This is a genomic window from Pelovirga sp. C15f (assembly GCF_057178085.1).
The window spans coordinates 80200-96181 of sequence record NZ_JBXUCV010000007.1; the positions used below are offsets into that span (position 1 = coordinate 80200).

Consider the following 15982-nt stretch of genomic DNA (forward strand, 5'->3'; position numbering starts at 1 on the left):
CTATAGAGGTGGAACTTTCCACCCTTTTTCACGCACAGGAGTATCTACAATGAGCAAAAAAGGACAGGTTAAAAAAGCGGTTCTGGCTTATTCAGGAGGACTTGACACCTCGATTATTCTCAAGTGGCTGGTAGAGGAATACGGCTGTGAAGTCGTTGCCTATTGCGCCGATCTCGGCCAGGGAGAAGAGCTTGATCATGTCCCTGACAAGGCTAAAAAAACCGGCGCTTCTTCCTGCCATATAGTTGATTTAAAAGAGGAATTCGCTCGCGACTTTGTTTTTCCCATGTTCCGTGCCAACGCCATCTACGAGGGGCGTTACTTCCTCGGCACATCCATTGCCCGCCCGCTGATTTCCAAGGCACAGATGGAGATCGCCGCTAAGGAAGGAGCCGACGCCGTTTCCCACGGCGCCACCGGCAAGGGCAACGACCAGGTACGTTTTGAAATTGCCTATTATCACTTTGATCCGGCAATCAAGGTCATCGCCCCCTGGCGCGAATGGGACATGAAGAGCCGATCCGCCCTGGAAGAATACGCCAAAAAACACGGCATCCCGGTTCCGACCAGCAAAAAGTTTCCCTGGAGTTCCGACCGCAACCTGCTCCACATCTCTTTCGAAGGGGATGTCCTCGAGAACCCCTGGGCCGAAGCACCGGAAGAGATGTATGTGCTTACCGTACGTCCGGAAGATGCACCGAATCAGCCTGAATTTGTCGAAATTGAATTTGAAAAAGGCGATGCCGTCGCCGTCAACGGTGAGCGCCTGTCGCCGGCCAGGCTGATGGCCAAACTCAATGAGCTCGGAGGCAAACATGGCATCGGCCGGGTCGACCTGATGGAAAACCGCTATGTCGGCATGAAAAGCCGGGGCGTCTATGAAACCCCCGGCGGCACCATCCTCGAAGAAGCCCACCGGGCAGTGGAATCGATCACCATGGACCGTGAGGTCATGCACCTGCGCGACTCCCTGGTACCGCGTTACGCCGCAATGATCTATAACGGCTACTGGTTCGCGCCCGAGCGACTGGCCCTGCAGGCTCTGATCGACAACACCCAGCAGACCGTCAACGGCAAGGCGCGGATCAAACTCTACAAAGGACACTGCCGCGTCGTCGGCCGCGACTCAGCCACTGACAGCCTGTTCAACGTCGACTTCGCCACCTTTGAGGCCGACGAGGTCTATAATCAGGCTGACGCCGAAGGCTTCATCAAACTGAATGCTTTGCGCCTGCGGATTGCCGCCATTCAGCGGGCCGCGAAGAAATAACAAAAGCGTGAAACCACAGAAACACTGAGACACAGAGAAGGTCAAAGGCAAAACTATTTCTGTGGCGATTAAACATTAAAACGTAGGGGCGGGGTTTCCCCGCCCTGGGCGCGGCAACCGCGCCCCTACCATGCCCCTGTGGTTAAAAATCAATTTCCGGAGCAACAATGAGCAGCAAACTATGGGGTGGTCGTTTCACCCAGGCAACCGACAAATTCGTTGAAGAATTCACCGCGTCTATCGACTTCGATCAGCGTCTTTACCGCTACGATATCCAGGGCTCAAAAGCCCATGCCGAGATGCTCGGGCGGCAGGAAATTATTGCTGTCGACGAAGCGCAGCAGATCATCGCCGGGCTTGACGCGATCCTTGCAGACATCGAAGCCGGCAAGATCGAATTCTCCGTTGCCCTAGAAGACATTCACATGAACATTGAAGCACGACTGATTGAGCGCATCGGCGCCGTCGGCGGCAAATTGCATACCGGCCGTAGCCGCAACGATCAGGTCGCGGTCGATATCCGCCTTTACCTGCGTGATGAAATCGATATGATCCTGGGCTATCTGGGCAAACTCGAGCAGTCGCTGATCCGCCAGGCTCAGAACCATCTGGATGTCATCATGCCCGGGTACACCCATCTGCAGACCGCCCAGCCTGTGCTCTACAGCCATCACATGCTCGCCTATCGCGAGATGATCGCGCGTGACATCAGTCGCCTGCGGGATCTGCGCAAGCGGTTTAATGTTCTGCCCCTGGGAGCCGGTGCGCTGGCCGGCACCACTTTCCCCATCGACCGCGATTGGGTCGCGCAGCAGCTTGGTTTTGACGGCGTAACACGCAACAGCCTTGACAGCGTCTCTGATCGTGACTTTGCCATTGAGTTCTGCGCCTTTGCCGGGATTCTGATGATGCACCTGTCGCGTCTGTCGGAAGAACTGATCCTCTGGTCGAGCGCCGATTTCAACTTTATTGAACTTTCTGATGCCTTTTGTACCGGCAGCTCGATCATGCCACAAAAGAAAAATCCGGATGTACCGGAACTGGTGAGAGGCAAAACAGGGCGGGTCTACGGCAACCTGATCGCCCTTTTGACCCTGATGAAATCGCTGCCGCTGGCCTATAACAAGGACATGCAGGAAGACAAGGAACCCCTGTTTGACACCATCGACACGGTCAAGGGAAGTCTGAAAGTTTTTGCCGACATGATTGCTGAAATGCACGTCAAAGCTGACAACATGCGTATTGCTGCGGCGCGTGGGTTTTCTACTGCAACCGATGTTGCTGACTACTGTGTCCGCAAAGGGATGCCCTTCCGTCAGGCCCACGAGGTGGTCGGCAAGACGGTGCGCTATTGTGTTGAGACCGGCAAGGATATCCCCGAACTAACTCTGGAGGAATTTCGCAGTTTCTCAGAGCTGTTCGACCAGGACATTTATGATTCCGTCACCCTCGAAGCTTCGGTCAACGCCCGCAAGGCCACCGGCGGCACGGCCCGCTCAGCGGTTGAGCGAGAGCTGTCACGGCTGAACAGCAAGGCAGTCTGATGCGTATCAAACTCATCCTGTTCCTGATCATCACGGCTCTGCTGCTGTCAGCCTGTGGTAAAAAAGGACCGGTTCGCCCGCTCACCAAAGCAGCGGCTGAGCAGCCTGCCGCACCCCCTGAGGAGGACTCAGGCGAGCAGGAGAAACAATCTAACTGATTGTTTTATATGTTTTTTGATCGGGTTGTGTGCGCCGTTGCCCTTTACTTTGCCAGGGCAGTATGTTAGCACTATCGGCCTGTCCTTTTCTTTTTATTGGAGGAGAATATGTTTCACGGATCCATGACCGCCATCATCACCCCCTTCGATGAACAGGGGAGAGTTGATGAGGAAAGCTATCGCCGACTGATCGAATTCCAGATCGAAAATGGTACCGATGTGATCGTCCCCTGCGGTACGACCGGGGAGTCGGCAACCCTCAATTATCATGAACACAACCGGGTGATCGACATCTGCATTGAGCAGGTCAACAAACGTGTCCCGGTCATTGCCGGAACCGGCTCCAACTCCACTGCCGAAGCCATTGAGATCTCCCGCCATGCCAAAGCGGCCGGTGCTGACGGCTTGCTGCTGGTGTCACCCTACTACAACCGACCGTCGCAGGAAGGGATCTATCAGCATTACAAAGCCCTTGCCGAGAATGTCGCCTTGCCGCAAATACTCTATAATGTGCCCGGGCGTACCGGCAGCAATATAACCGCCGCAACCACCATTCGTCTGGCCGCATTTGAGCAGATTGTCGCCATCAAAGAAGCCTCCGGTGATATCACCCAGGCCAGCGAGATTATCGCCAGAGCCGGTGACAAGATCGATGTGTTGTCAGGAGATGACTTTCTCGCCCTGCCGCTGATGGCCTGCGGCGCCAAAGGAGTGATTTCCGTCTCTGCCAACATTATCCCCAGGCAGGTCAAACAGATGGTCGTGGCAGCGCAGGAAAACCGCTGGGACGAAGCCAGAAAACTGCATCTGCAGTTGCTCGATGTCCATCAGGCCATGTTCATTGAAGCCAACCCGGTGCCGGTTAAAACCGCCGCCTCTCTGATGGGAAAATGTCGTCTGGATGTCCGTCTGCCTCTGGTCAGCTTGCAGCCGGAAAACCTGGCAAAACTCACTCAAGTTTTAAACAAGCATCAGCTCATTTGAACCGTTTAGAGACACAAGGACCATCATGATGAATGTTGCCATTATTGGCGCCGCCGGGCGCATGGGTGCCCGCCTGATTCACGCGGTGTGTGAAACAAAAGGTCTGATTCTGTCCGCTGCGGTGGAACGGGATGGCCATCCGCAACTGGGGATGGATGCTGGACTGATTGCCGGCGCCGGTCAACTTGGCGTTCCTTTAACCAGCAACCTTGATGCCGCGGTAGCCGCGACTGATGTCCTCATCGACTTTACCTTCCCGGAAGTGACCCTGAACAATCTGGCGGTCTGCGCCCGTCACGGCAAGATGCTGGTCAGTGGCTCTACCGGCTTTACCCCCGAGCAGAAACAGCAGGTCGAGGAATTTGCCAGATTAATTCCCGTGGTGCTTGCGCCCAACATGAGTGTCGGCGTCAACGCCTGCTTCAAGCTGCTCAAAGAAGCGGCCAGGATTCTTGGTGATGATTTCGACGTTGAAGTCGTCGAACTGCACCACAACAAGAAAAAAGACTCCCCTTCCGGTACGGCGGTACGCATGGGCGAAGTAGTGGCACAGACCCTCGGGCGCGACTACAGCCAGGTTGCCAACTACCACCGTGAAGGGATGTGTGGTGAGCGCACCCACGCTGAAATCGGTATGCAGACTATACGTGGCGGTGATATCGTCGGTGAACACACGGTCTATTTTATCGGCATGGGAGAGCGCATTGAGATAAGCCACCGCGCCATGAGCCGCGACATGTTCGCCCGCGGCGCAAGCCGCGCTTGTGTCTGGTTACAGAGCCAACCGCCGGGGCTGTATGATATGCAGGATGTGCTGGGGCTGAGCTGACACGCCCTGAAAATTGTTTTTTGATCCACGGACCACACGGAAAAATCATCTCTCACAGAGACACAGAGGTACAAAGGGGGCAGTTTTAGGGGTTAAAACCAAAAACAAGCAGAATGTAGAATGTTGAATTTAGAAGACAGAATTCCTCCGGTTTTTACCTTCTGAATTCTAACTCCTGAATTCTGTATTCTGTTTTTACGGTTTTGTCCGTATTTTTCCATGTTTTTCCGTGGACCACAGTTTTTTAGGTTCATTTGAATTCATGCAAAGGAGATTTATACAAAAATGGCACGTATCAACAATCATTACCTGAAACTGAAAGCCGGCTACCTGTTCCCCGAAATCGGTCGCCGCGTCAATGAATTCACCAAAGCCAACCCGCAAGCCAGGGTTATTCGCCTGGGCATCGGTGATGTCACCCGCCCCCTTGCGCCGGCGGTTATTAAAGCCTTTCATCAGGCCATTGATGATCTTGGCACGACAGAAAATTTCGCCGGTTACGGCCCTGAGCAAGGCTATGAATGGCTGTCACAGGTGATTATCGACAAAAGCTACAGACCACTGGGCGTCGAACTTAAAACCGATGAAATCTTCATTTCTGACGGTTCGAAATGCGACTGTGCCAATATCCTCGACATCTTTGCCCTGGACAATGTCGTTGCCATCGGTGATCCGGTCTATCCAGTTTATAACGACACCAACGTCATGGTGGGACGCACCGGTGAAGCCGATGACAAAGGTTACTATAAAGGGATCGTCTACATGCCCTTTACCGCGGACAATAACTTTATCCCAGATCTGCCCGGGGAAAAAGTCGATATTATCTACCTGTGTTACCCCAACAACCCGACCGGGACCGTGGCCGGCAAAGAGGAATTGAAAAAATGGGTCGATTACGCCCGTGCCAATGATGCCATTATCTTCTTTGATGCCGCCTACGAAGCCTTTATCACCACCCCCGGCATACCTCACTCCATCTATGAGATTGAAGGGGCCAAAGAGTGCGCCATTGAATTCCGCTCCTTCTCCAAAACTGCCGGTTTTACCGGGGTGCGTTGCGGCCTGGTAGTAGTGCCGGAGAAGTTAACCGGAACCACCGCGAATGGTGAAAAATACAGCCTCAACAAACTCTGGAAGCGACGCGTTACAACCAAGTTCAACGGCGCCTCCTATCCGGTTCAACGCGCTGCGGCGGCTGTGTATTCACAAGAGGGCTGGCAGCAGACCCGCGAAATTATCGATTACTACATGGAAAATGCCCGCATCATTCGTGAAGGACTGCAGGCGGCCGGCATTGAATGTCACGGTGGCGTCGATGCTCCCTATATCTGGCTGAAAACCCCTGAAGGGATGACCAGTTGGGACTTTTTTGATAAACTTTTGAACGAATGTCACGTCGTCGGCACCCCGGGCAGTGGTTTTGGTCCCAGTGGTGAAGGCTATTTCCGCCTTTCTGCTTTTGGTGAGCGCAGCAATGTAGAAACCGCCGTACAACGGATTCGTAATACCTGGGGCCAGTGATCAGCCCCCTGACAACTAGCTAAGGAGATTTTGTTATGCATGAGAAAAGCATCGTTTTACTGAACCAGGCCGTGGCCGAAGAAATCACCGCGCTGCACCAGTATATGTATTTTCACTTTCACTGCGACGATCAGGGTTATGACCTGCTTGCCGGTCTGTTTAAAAAAATTGCCATTGAGGAGATGATGCATGTTGAAGATCTGGCTGAACGCATCCTCTTTTTGGGTGGAGACGTCGAAATGAAGGCATCTCAGGATGTGAAAAAGATCACTAAAGTTGAGGAAATGCTGCAACTGGCCAAGGCCATGGAAGAGCAGAGTGCCCTCGACTACAACCGCTGGGCCAACGAATGCGGCAGCCACGCCGATTCGGTATCAAAAAGATTGTTTGAGCAGTTGGTGGTCGATGAAGAGCGCCATTTCGACAACTACGATGATGAGATCGAAAACCTCAACCGCTTTGGCAAGGAATACCTGGCATTACAATCAATCGAGCGCAGTAAAGCCCGCGGCAGCGCAGGTGGTGCCGCATAATAACCGTTACTGCAAAGTAGCCTGTGCGCTCAGGGCACCCAGTTGCCGGGTGCCCTGAGTGTGTTTCAGATCTCGATTTTCACACTTCAGGTCCCAGCCCTCATGTTAAATACACACCCTGACAGCGTGACGACACCTTCCTGGAAGTCCAGCGAGAAATAACCACTGTGTCGTTGCGACATCTTGATTTTATTAAACAACCACACTTCCGGTTTCCTGCAAAAAATCAGCATCATGGTCAAACGAATCTTATCCCGGCAATGCTTTTCTGCTATTTATAAGGCTAGTTTCTGATTTTCCCCTTTAACCAATAGCTAATGGTGTTCCAATGAACAAAGAAGAATTTACTGATGAGCTGGATATCCGCCAGATGACCATCGACGATATGGCAGCCGTTTTCCATCTTGGGGAACTGCTGTTTACCTCGGACTTTTCACCCAGCATGTACCGCACCTGGGATGAGTACGAAATCACCACCCTGTTCAACTCCGACAGTGAACTCTGCCTGGTTGCCGAATTGGCTAATGAAATAGTCGGTTTTGCCCTGGGAACGACTGTTGAAAAACAGCATTCGTCATGGAAATATGGCTACCTGGTCTGGATCGGCGTTCGTCCGGGCCTGCAAAAGGGAGGGACCGGTCAAAAACTGTTCGATGAACTTAAGGTGCGCATGAAGGAACAGGGTGTGCGCATGATTATCATTGATACCGATGCCGACAACGAAGCCGGTATTCGCTTTTTTGAAAAACTTGGCTTCGGTCATATTCAGAAACATGTCTATATGACCCTGAACCTGTCCCGTTCGCGCAAAAAAAAGAGAAGGAAGGAAAGCCAATGACAACGCGTCTTGAACGGGTCTGGCATCAGATTGATCCTGCCCGTCTGAAAAAAAACCTCATCGATATGATCGATATTTATTCCCCCTCCGGCAAAGAGGAAGACATTCAGCTGTTTCTTGAGGAGCAGTTGCGCGCCACCGGGACAAGCGTGCGGCGTCAGTTTGTCGATGAAGATGAGCGCTTCAACCTGATCGCCACCATGGGTAGTGACACCCCCGACCTCTATCTGGTCGGCCATGTTGATACGGTTCCGGCCTGGGATATCGATGACTATGCGGCGGTAGAAGAGTGGGGCGTCATTCGTGGCCTTGGCAGCGCTGACATGAAAGGTGGCTGTGCCGCCATGGTTGAAGCCTGGATCGCCCTGGCCACCCTGCCGGAGGCACAGCGCCCGTCTCTCGGGCTGTTGCTGGTGGTCGGTGAAGAGGAGAATGGTGACGGCAGTGCCCGTTTTCTCGAGGAGCAATGTCCGCGTTCGGTGATTATCGGTGAACCAACCGCACTGCTCCCCGCTTTTGACCATTACGGCTATATGGAGGTTACCCTGATCACCCAGGGGCGGCGCATTCACTCCTCCCTGCCGGAGCTGGGACACAACGCCATCGAATCGATGCTGCGGGTTCTGCTGCAGATCGAAAGATCAACAGCGTTTCGTCAGCAGGCGACCAAACTGGTTTACTCCATCCGCGAAATGAGCTCGTCGCGGGCGGGATTTGTCGTGCCTGACCGCTGTGAAGCAATGATCGACCTGCACCTGTCGCCCGATTTAAGCCCGGTGACGGTGCGCACGATCATTGAAAAAACCCTGGAACAGGCACGCGGCGCAATCAAGGGGCTGGATCTTGAGGCGGTTTTTGACTTTGAAGCCAGCGGCTATCAGCTTGCCCCGGAGGACAACACCATCAGCATCCTTGAAGAGGTTTATCCGCGCCTCAACCTGCCACTAAATCTGGTGCCCTTTCGTTCTCACTCCGACGGCAACCTGTTTTATCGAGCCGGCAGTAAACCGCTGATCCTCGGACCCGGCTCCCTCGAAACCGCCCACACCGCCGATGAACAGACCAGCTTTGCCGAGGTTGAAGATGCCGCGCGTATCTATGTAGCCCTGGCACTGGGGCAAACTTGAGGTCGCGTTATTACATCACTGGTAGAAAATCAGCCCTGTTGACCTCATCGACCTGTTCGTTGAGGGTCCAGAAGTCGTAGAGATAGCCGAGGAGAAACAGGCCTCCGGTAAAAAACCAGATCAGCCCGGTGATCCACTTGCCAAGATAAAATCGGTGCACACCGAAAATGCCGAGAAAGGTCATGAGAATCCAGGTGACGTTATAGTCCTTGATGCCGTGGTTGTAGCGCATATCTGCGGAGCGATCCATCCCGGGAATCAGAAACAGGTCGACAATCCAGCCGATAAACAGCAGGCCCAGGGTGAAGAAATAGATGGTTCCGCTGATCGAACGACCGTAATAAAAGCGGTGCGACCCCATGAATCCAAAAATCCACAGGACATAACCGATCAGCAGTGAGTGGGTTTTTTCACCGTACATAAAGTCTCCTATTTTTTCTTGCTCACCCGAAAGCCCGACCTCTCCAGCGCTGCGGCCAGATTCGTCGCTCCCGCCGGGGCGGAAGCCCGCTGCTTGTTCTGCGCTGTCCGGCGCCCGGCATCCTTGTTCGGGTCCATAGTGCCGGGCTTCTCCGCGCTACCCTCGCCACTGCGCATCGTCAGTGAAATGCGCTTGCGCTGAAGATCGACCGCCAGTACCCGTACCTGCACCGGCTGGCCAACCTTGACCACGTCAGCCGGGTTTTTTATAAAGCGATCGGCAAGCTGGCTGACATGAACCAGCCCGTCCTGATGGACACCGATATCGACAAAAGCGCCGAAGGCAGCAACATTGGTAACAATGCCGTTAAGGACCATCCCCTCTTTGAGGTCATCCATGCCGGTGACATCTTCACGGAAACCGCTGGCAACGAAGGAGTTACGCGGATCACGCCCGGGCTTTTTCAGCTCGGCGACAATATCGCGCAGGGTCGGCAGTCCAACATCATCATGAACATAGGCTTTCAGATCAATCTGATCGAGCAGATCCGGGCGGCTGATCAGGGTCGGAACATCAATCCCGGCGTCCCTGGCGATGGTCGCCACTAACTGGTAGCGTTCGGGGTGAACCGCGGTGTTGTCCAGAGGTTCGCTGCCCTGACGAATCCGCAGGAAACCGGCGGCCTGCTCAAAACCCTTCTGACCAAAGCGCGGCACCTTTAGCAACTGCTTGCGGGCAGAGAAGGCCCCATGTTCATCACGATAGCGGACAATCCCCTTGGCCAGATTTTCTCCAATTCCGGAAACAAACCCCAGCAGCGCCCAGCTGGCGGTATTGAGGTCAACACCGACATAGTTGACACAGGACTCCACCACCTGATCGAGGGACTTTTTTAACGCGGTCTGGCTGACATCGTGCTGGTACTGGCCGACACCAATGCTTTTTGGATCGACCTTGACCAGTTCGGCCAATGGATCCTGCAGGCGCCGGGCGATAGAAATCGCACCACGCACGGTCAGATCAAGATCTGGAAACTCCTCTCGGGCAATATCAGAAGCCGAGTAAACGCTGGCACCGGCTTCACTGATCATGACCACCGGCAGCTTTTTACCAGCCTCCTTCAGAGCGGATCGGACAAATTGCTCCATTTCACGCCCGGCCGTACCGTTACCAATCGCTACCATCTCGATGCGGTACTTATCTATCAGCTGTAACAGATCCTTCCCGGCGCTGCCTGCCCGACCACCACCGGTATGAGGATAAATGGTGGCATGATCGAGAAAGCGTCCGGTTTCATCGACCGCCGCTAATTTGGAACCGGTACGTAAACCAGGATCTACCCCGAGCACTCGGCTGCTTCCGGCCGGAGCAGCAAGCAGGAGATTGCGCAGGTTCTCGGCAAAGACCCGGATCGCGTCATCATCTGCGTGCTGTTTGGCGAGCAGCCGTAACTCAACTTCGATAGAGGGGGCAATAAGTCGCGCATAGGCATCGCCAATCACCGCAACCAGCCACTCGCGGCAGGAAGAATCCCTGGGTACAAGCAATTGTGCGAGGCGGCCAAGAATCTCTTCCTCAGGGGCCTCGATCTGCAAGCGTAGAAATTCTTCCTTTTCGCCCCGGCGCATGGCCAGCATGCGATGGGACGGGATCTGCTTTAACGGCTCGCTGAAATCGTAGTACATTTCATATTTACTCAGCGCTCCTTCCTTGCCCCGGACCGGCTGGGAACGAAATATCCCCTGCTCCCACGTCAACTCCCGGACCAGCGCTCTGGCCGCGGCGGTGTCGGCAAACTGCTCGGCAATAATATAGCCGGCACCCTGCAAGGCCGCTGAGACATCATTAACCCCCTTCTCGACATTGACAAAAGATTGCGCCAGCTGCTGCAGATCGACGACAGCACCTTTAGCGGCAAGAAGCTGTTGCGCCAGAGGTTCGAGCCCCTGCTCCCTGGCGACGGTCGCCTTGGTGCGGCGCTTCGGCTTGTAGGGCAGATAGAGGTCTTCCAGCTCGGTCTTCTGGCGGCAGGCCAGGATTCGGGCTTGCAGCTCCGGCGTGAGATTGCCCTGTTCATCAATGGTTTTCAGAATCGTCCGGCGCCGCTCGTTTAGTTCCTTGTGGTAAGCCAGCCGCTCTTCAATCAGGCGAATCTGAACTTCGTCGAGCTCACCGGTAGCCTCCTTACGGTAACGGGCAATAAAGGGAACCGTGGCCCCCTCTTCCAGCAAGGAGACAGTCTGTCTGAGAGATCCCGGAGCTAAACCGGTATCCTCGCGCAACAGAGCAATCATATCCACAGGTGGTAATTGAGTCATGGGTGTCCTGTAAAAAAGGAGATGCAGGGGTGATCGATCAGGTAGAGCGGGGTATTTGTACGGAGAAAATCATTATCCGGCCATACCAACAAGGTACCGGAGCCAATAAAGCCCCCGGAAGCGTTCAGATCATTAATCTAGTCGCCGGTACGGGGAAAAAACCAGTTTGTCGTAGCGAGCCCCTCATCATCAATGAGCGTAATCTTATAACCAAATGTATAGGCGACAGCACGATCAACCAGGGGCAGGGTGACCGTAAAGGGAACCCGATCTTCAGAGCTTAAGCCTTTAAAATGAGTCGCCTTGCGATAATCGACAACCAGATTGTCTGCATCCAGCAGGAACAATGTCAATTCGACATTAGCAACCCGGGTATACATCATCTGCGAATGTAATGAAAAAGACAGCCATCCGGTCATCTGGTATTGCTCTTCCACGCGCACCAGGCGACTATCAACCGTCACATATAATTCTTCCCAGTGTTGCCGGGCCTCAAGGGTCGGGATGATTTCTGTAACTGCATCCTCATCAGCAAGCGCACCCAGATAGTGCCCGGTGGTTGGCTGGCAACCGCCTAAGAACAGGAAAAAAAGGATAAACGTACTCAATTTCAGGGCGCGTAGATAGCTCATAACCAGTCCTTTCCAGCAGATTTCCCGAATAAACTGCCACTTATCCTGAGAATGATTCTAGCGCTGGCAGGATTTCCTGGCAAGAGGGTCAGCGTGCTAACGCCTGAGACTGAAAATTAAAATGGAGCAGGGCATACGTACCGTCACGTTCAACCAGGCTCAGGGTGATTTCCGCCGGTCCTGAGCTGTATTCTGCCGCCACCTGATAGCTTACGACGTCGCGTTCAACAGCACCGGTGGTCATGGCCTTGCTGGTGGATTTGAAACGGGGGCGAGCCATGCTCTGCAGTTCACCGATGCGGGTGAGATAATTCATCATCGTAGCCAGATCATCGTCACTGACCCGCCTCAAGGCTTCCTCATCAAGCAATGCCTTGGTGGCATCAACGTCCCAGCGACTTAATTGCGGAACAGCCTGTTCTATATAAGGAACCACCGTCGGATCAAAACGAGTCGATTGGATATGACCATAACCGAAGTAGATGCTGACTGCGGTTAAAATGATAAACAACACATAAACAATAAATTTTTTCACGACTGATTCCCTTGAATAATCGTTGCCGGACGAGTCAAAGTAACCGATATTCAGTAGTTAAAACAAGAAAATATCTCAGCATTAACCTGTTACCTTAGCTGCTGGCGATGCCTGACCAACAGGTCATTCACGTTCAGCACTGCTGGTTATTAGCGGTGGCATCCTCGGTCTGATGGTGACCATGGGGATCGGACGCTTCACCTGCAGGTCGATTCTGCGGCAGCAGATTTGATACTTTCCCCCTCACCCTGACCTTACCCCCCTCAGGTCTAAAGTTCTTCTACTGGCGCACCAGGCGGATCTGCTCAACTTTTTCCTCAAAATTTGACCGCAAAGGATTGATATCGAGTCCGCCGCGACGCGTATAACGGGCATAGACGGTTAGCTTTTCCGGTTGGCAGTAGTGCATCAGGTCGACAAAAATCCGCTCGACGCACTGTTCATGAAATTCATTGTGCCGGCGAAATGAGATCAAATAACGCAGTAGCGCCTCACGATCAATTTTGCCACCCTGATAGCGGATCAGGACGCTGCCCCAGTCAGGCTGACTGGTTACCAGACAGTTACTTTTCAACAGGTGGCTGTGCAACTGCTCCTCAACCGGGCGCTTCGTATTCGCCGCACCGCATAGCACCTGTGGGTTAAGCTGGTAGTCAACAACCTCAATATCGAGGTCATCGATACAATCTCCCGGCAACATCCCCACCCGCAAACGAGAAGAATCTTCCACACCCCACAATTCGACCTTCACCTCGCCGCCGCTGACGCGGCAGAGGTCTTCGCGCATCTGCCGGGCTGCTGCAGCCAGATCGACATAGCAGGTTTGGTTGAAGGAATTGAGGTAAAGCTTGAGGGACTTGGATTCAATCAGAAAAGGCGAACTACAGGGAAAACAGAACTCCCCCACCGCCACCACCGGCTTGCCTTTAGGGTTCAGCCAGGACAATTCATAGGCGGTCCACAGATCACATCCACTAAATGGCAACTCTTTACCCAGGCCGATCTCATCACGTTTGACCTGGCGCGGAAAGGGGCAGAGCAGTGCCGGATCATAGCTGTCCTGATAGCAGGTTGGTTTGCCCAGGGGCAAATGCTGTTCAAAATCTGACATTTTTAATTCCAAATTCTCGTCACCAAGAAATTCGATTTCCACGAACACCGCAGAAATGCTATGATTACAGGCTGACATCCAAACAGAAGGTTCTGTTGGAGAATAGTTTTATTTCTTTTACCCGTCAACATGGAGAAACATTATGAAAGTCGGATTGGTCGGTTGGCGTGGCATGGTCGGTTCCGTTCTGATGCAACGGATGCTCGAAGAAAACGACCTTGCCGGAGTTGAAGCGGTTTTCTTTTCAACCTCGCAGGCCGGAGAGAAAGCACCCCAGTTTGGACAATTAGGCAACAGCACCCTGGAGAGTGCTTCTGACCTTGATAAGCTGGCCCAGCAGGATGTCATCATTACCTGCCAGGGTGGTGATTACACTAAAGCAATTCATCCGCAGCTGCGAGCCGCAGGATGGAAAGGTTATTGGATTGATGCGGCATCCTCCTTACGCATGGAAGATAACGCCGTCATCATCCTTGACCCTATCAACCGCAAGGTGATCGACGAAGCCCTGGCAAACGGCTGCAAGGATTTTATCGGTGGCAACTGTACCGTCAGCCTGATGCTGATGGCCATCGGCGGACTGTTCAACGCCGGTCTGGTTGAATGGGTCAGCTCCATGACCTATCAGGCCGCATCAGGAGCTGGTGCTCCCAACATGCGTGAGCTGCTGCTGCAGATGGGCAACCTTCACCACTCGGTAGCCGAGCAACTGCAGAACCCCGGCTCTGCCATTCTGGAAATTGACAACAAGGTTACCTCTGCGCTGCGCAGTAACACCATGCCGACAGCCGAATTCGGGTTCCCACTGGCCGGCAACCTGCTCCCCTGGATTGACCGTGAAGTGGAGGACGGCCAGAGCCGCGAAGAGTGGAAGGGCATTGCCGAAACCAACAAGATTCTCGGCAACATCAAGCCCATTCCGGTTGACGGTATCTGCGTCCGCGTTGGGGCCATGCGTTGCCACAGTCAGGCACTGACTATCAAACTTACCAGGGATGTTCCCATCAGTGAGATTGAGCAGCTTATTGCCCAGAGCAATGAATGGGCCAAGGTGGTCCCGAACACCAAGGCGGATTCTCTTGCCCAGCTGACTCCGGCGGCGGTCTCCGGCACCCTGGGGGTTCCGGTCGGGCGCCTGCGTAAGATGAAGATGGGTCCGCACTACCTGTCGGCCTTTACCTGCGGCGATCAGCTCCTGTGGGGCGCTGCGGAACCGCTGCGGCGGATGCTGAGAATCCTCGCTGAGCGTTGAAAAACAATCGCCCCGAGTTGCCGGAAAATGACTCGGGGCGATTAAACTTATCCTGATGAATTGTCGATAAATCAGCAACTAAAGGAGCATCAATGTTCAAAGATCTCATTAAGTTGCTGGCGCTACTGGTTCTCCTAGCAGTGATCATTGCCGGTATCTACCTTGCCGGCCAGTCAGTTGACAACACCACCAAGTACCGCCATCCCATCACTCAGCCGGGCGCCCGCTGGTAGTACCTGCAAAAATCAGCTAGCCTCAAGGCCTACCGCGATTGCCGCCATAGCACGTTCAACAATCAGAATATGGGTCGCTTTTTCATCTGCAAGCTCAAACAGGTCGGCACAATCAACCGGCGCACCAAACCGCACCACTGCCCGCTGTCCCCAGCCGCTAACCCGCCAACGATTTAAGCCTAGCAGAGAAACCGGGATGACTACCGGCCGATGTTCATAAATTAACTTTCCGACGCCGCGATTGCCGACCCCGAGCTGGCCATCCTTGTGCCTGGTTCCTTCGGGAAACAGCATGACGGCATCATCTTTCAACAAGCGACCCAACTCCTTGCCGGCACGCAGATCACGTCCACGCTTAACCGGGAAGGCTCCCCACGAACGAAAAACGGCCGCCAGCAGGCGGTTACGAAAAAGCTCTTCTTTGGCAGGCGCCCAAACCATCTTCCACGGACGCTGTTTCAGAATCGCCGCCGGTAGCAGGACGGTATCAAAAGCCGAGATATGGTTAGCAACAAACAGCACCCCTCCGTGCTCCGGAACCTGATCCCCACCGACAATCTGAAAGCGATTAATCACCGTTGCATAAAAAGCGATTACTGCTCCACTGATACCGACCCAGAATCGCTGAAAAATAGATGTTTTCACGGCCCGACGACTCCTCTTTCACACCATAGAA

General features: G+C 53.7%; 17 protein-coding genes. 11 read left to right on the plus strand and 6 right to left on the minus strand.

The window, feature by feature from the left end:
* The first annotated feature begins 49 nt into the window (after positions 1-49).
* The 9 genes from AC1931_RS13665 (at position 50) to AC1931_RS13705 (ending at position 8804) form a co-directional block, all read left to right on the plus strand.
* The gene (locus tag AC1931_RS13665) at positions 50-1270 is read left to right on the plus strand and encodes an argininosuccinate synthase (protein WP_483877840.1); all 1221 of its coding nucleotides are present in this window, start codon (positions 50-52) and stop codon (positions 1268-1270) included.
* 167 nt (positions 1271-1437) lie between these two features.
* Entirely contained in the window at positions 1438-2814 is a 1377-nt protein-coding gene (argH, locus tag AC1931_RS13670) for an argininosuccinate lyase (RefSeq protein WP_483877841.1), read from the plus strand.
* The gene (lptM, locus tag AC1931_RS13675; RefSeq protein WP_483877842.1) at positions 2814-2972 is read left to right on the plus strand and encodes an LPS translocon maturation chaperone LptM; all 159 of its coding nucleotides are present in this window, start codon (positions 2814-2816) and stop codon (positions 2970-2972) included. Before argH ends, lptM begins: the two co-directional genes overlap by 1 nt.
* 108 nt (positions 2973-3080) lie before the next feature.
* Positions 3081-3956, plus strand: coding sequence for a 4-hydroxy-tetrahydrodipicolinate synthase (gene dapA, locus AC1931_RS13680; protein WP_483877843.1), 876 nt, complete (start codon positions 3081-3083; stop codon positions 3954-3956).
* A gap of 25 nt (positions 3957-3981) precedes the next feature.
* The gene (dapB, locus tag AC1931_RS13685) at positions 3982-4785 is read left to right on the plus strand and encodes a 4-hydroxy-tetrahydrodipicolinate reductase (RefSeq protein WP_483877844.1); all 804 of its coding nucleotides are present in this window, start codon (positions 3982-3984) and stop codon (positions 4783-4785) included.
* Between the two features lie 285 nt (positions 4786-5070).
* Positions 5071-6306 (plus strand): LL-diaminopimelate aminotransferase, encoded by a 1236-nt coding sequence (locus AC1931_RS13690; protein ID WP_483877845.1) that lies wholly within the window; start codon positions 5071-5073, stop codon positions 6304-6306.
* A gap of 35 nt (positions 6307-6341) precedes the next feature.
* On the plus strand, positions 6342-6839 hold the full coding sequence (locus tag AC1931_RS13695; RefSeq protein ID WP_483877846.1) for a bacterioferritin: 498 nt from the start codon (positions 6342-6344) through the stop codon (positions 6837-6839).
* A 328-nt stretch (positions 6840-7167) separates the two neighbouring features.
* Positions 7168-7677 carry an N-acetyltransferase family protein gene (locus tag AC1931_RS13700; protein WP_483877847.1) on the plus strand — a complete coding sequence of 170 codons (510 nt, stop codon included), beginning with the start codon at positions 7168-7170 and terminating at the stop codon, positions 7675-7677.
* Complete coding sequence (locus AC1931_RS13705) at positions 7674-8804, plus strand: M20/M25/M40 family metallo-hydrolase (protein ID WP_483877848.1); 1131 nt, start codon at positions 7674-7676, stop codon at positions 8802-8804. The genes AC1931_RS13700 and AC1931_RS13705 overlap by 4 nt, the downstream gene beginning before the upstream one ends.
* Before the next feature lie 10 nt (positions 8805-8814).
* On the opposite strand, the gene AC1931_RS13710 is transcribed toward AC1931_RS13705, so the two are convergent.
* From AC1931_RS13710 to queF, 5 genes are all read right to left on the minus strand, one after another.
* Complete coding sequence (locus AC1931_RS13710; RefSeq protein WP_483877849.1) at positions 8815-9225, minus strand: NINE protein; 411 nt, start codon at positions 9223-9225, stop codon at positions 8815-8817.
* Between the two features lie 8 nt (positions 9226-9233).
* Positions 9234-11543, minus strand: a complete 2310-nt coding sequence (locus tag AC1931_RS13715) for a Tex family protein (protein WP_483877850.1) — start codon at positions 11541-11543, stop codon at positions 9234-9236.
* A gap of 137 nt (positions 11544-11680) precedes the next feature.
* Positions 11681-12175 carry a hypothetical protein gene (locus AC1931_RS13720; RefSeq protein ID WP_483877851.1) on the minus strand — a complete coding sequence of 165 codons (495 nt, stop codon included), beginning with the start codon at positions 12173-12175 and terminating at the stop codon, positions 11681-11683.
* Between the two features lie 88 nt (positions 12176-12263).
* Entirely contained in the window at positions 12264-12710 is a 447-nt protein-coding gene (locus tag AC1931_RS13725) for a hypothetical protein (protein ID WP_483877852.1), read from the minus strand.
* A 280-nt stretch (positions 12711-12990) separates the two neighbouring features.
* Positions 12991-13821: an NADPH-dependent 7-cyano-7-deazaguanine reductase QueF gene (gene queF / locus AC1931_RS13730; RefSeq protein ID WP_483877853.1), complete on the minus strand. Its 831-nt coding sequence runs from the start codon at positions 13819-13821 to the stop codon at positions 12991-12993.
* Positions 13822-13963: 142 nt separating this feature from the next.
* Between queF and asd the strand changes: the two genes are divergently transcribed.
* Positions 13964-15073 (plus strand): aspartate-semialdehyde dehydrogenase, encoded by a 1110-nt coding sequence (gene asd, locus AC1931_RS13735; protein ID WP_483877854.1) that lies wholly within the window; start codon positions 13964-13966, stop codon positions 15071-15073.
* Positions 15074-15165: 92 nt separating this feature from the next.
* Positions 15166-15306 carry a hypothetical protein gene (locus AC1931_RS13740; protein WP_483877855.1) on the plus strand — a complete coding sequence of 47 codons (141 nt, stop codon included), beginning with the start codon at positions 15166-15168 and terminating at the stop codon, positions 15304-15306.
* A 12-nt stretch (positions 15307-15318) separates the two neighbouring features.
* Here the strand turns inward: AC1931_RS13740 and AC1931_RS13745 are convergent, their stop codons facing one another.
* Positions 15319-15951 (minus strand): lysophospholipid acyltransferase family protein, encoded by a 633-nt coding sequence (locus tag AC1931_RS13745; RefSeq protein ID WP_483877856.1) that lies wholly within the window; start codon positions 15949-15951, stop codon positions 15319-15321.
* Positions 15952-15982 lie beyond the last annotated feature (31 nt).

Bases quoted from the DNA above. Each gene is read 5' to 3' on its own strand.
- lptM (WP_483877842.1), top strand. From the start codon at position 2,814: ATGCGTATCAAACTCATCCTGTTCCTGATCATCACGGCTCTGCTGCTG.
- AC1931_RS13700 (WP_483877847.1), top strand. From the start codon at position 7,168: ATGAACAAAGAAGAATTTACTGATGAGCTGGATATCCGCCAGATGACC.
- AC1931_RS13710 (WP_483877849.1), bottom strand. From the start codon at position 9,225: ATGTACGGTGAAAAAACCCACTCACTGCTGATCGGTTATGTCCTGTGG.
- AC1931_RS13665 (WP_483877840.1), top strand. From the start codon at position 50: ATGAGCAAAAAAGGACAGGTTAAAAAAGCGGTTCTGGCTTATTCAGGA.
- AC1931_RS13695 (WP_483877846.1), top strand. From the start codon at position 6,342: ATGCATGAGAAAAGCATCGTTTTACTGAACCAGGCCGTGGCCGAAGAA.
- dapA (WP_483877843.1), top strand. From the start codon at position 3,081: ATGTTTCACGGATCCATGACCGCCATCATCACCCCCTTCGATGAACAG.
- AC1931_RS13690 (WP_483877845.1), top strand. From the start codon at position 5,071: ATGGCACGTATCAACAATCATTACCTGAAACTGAAAGCCGGCTACCTG.
- AC1931_RS13740 (WP_483877855.1), top strand. From the start codon at position 15,166: ATGTTCAAAGATCTCATTAAGTTGCTGGCGCTACTGGTTCTCCTAGCA.
- AC1931_RS13720 (WP_483877851.1), bottom strand. From the start codon at position 12,175: ATGAGCTATCTACGCGCCCTGAAATTGAGTACGTTTATCCTTTTTTTC.
- argH (WP_483877841.1), top strand. From the start codon at position 1,438: ATGAGCAGCAAACTATGGGGTGGTCGTTTCACCCAGGCAACCGACAAA.
- asd (WP_483877854.1), top strand. From the start codon at position 13,964: ATGAAAGTCGGATTGGTCGGTTGGCGTGGCATGGTCGGTTCCGTTCTG.
- queF (WP_483877853.1), bottom strand. From the start codon at position 13,821: ATGTCAGATTTTGAACAGCATTTGCCCCTGGGCAAACCAACCTGCTAT.
- AC1931_RS13705 (WP_483877848.1), top strand. From the start codon at position 7,674: ATGACAACGCGTCTTGAACGGGTCTGGCATCAGATTGATCCTGCCCGT.
- AC1931_RS13715 (WP_483877850.1), bottom strand. From the start codon at position 11,543: ATGACTCAATTACCACCTGTGGATATGATTGCTCTGTTGCGCGAGGAT.
- dapB (WP_483877844.1), top strand. From the start codon at position 3,982: ATGATGAATGTTGCCATTATTGGCGCCGCCGGGCGCATGGGTGCCCGC.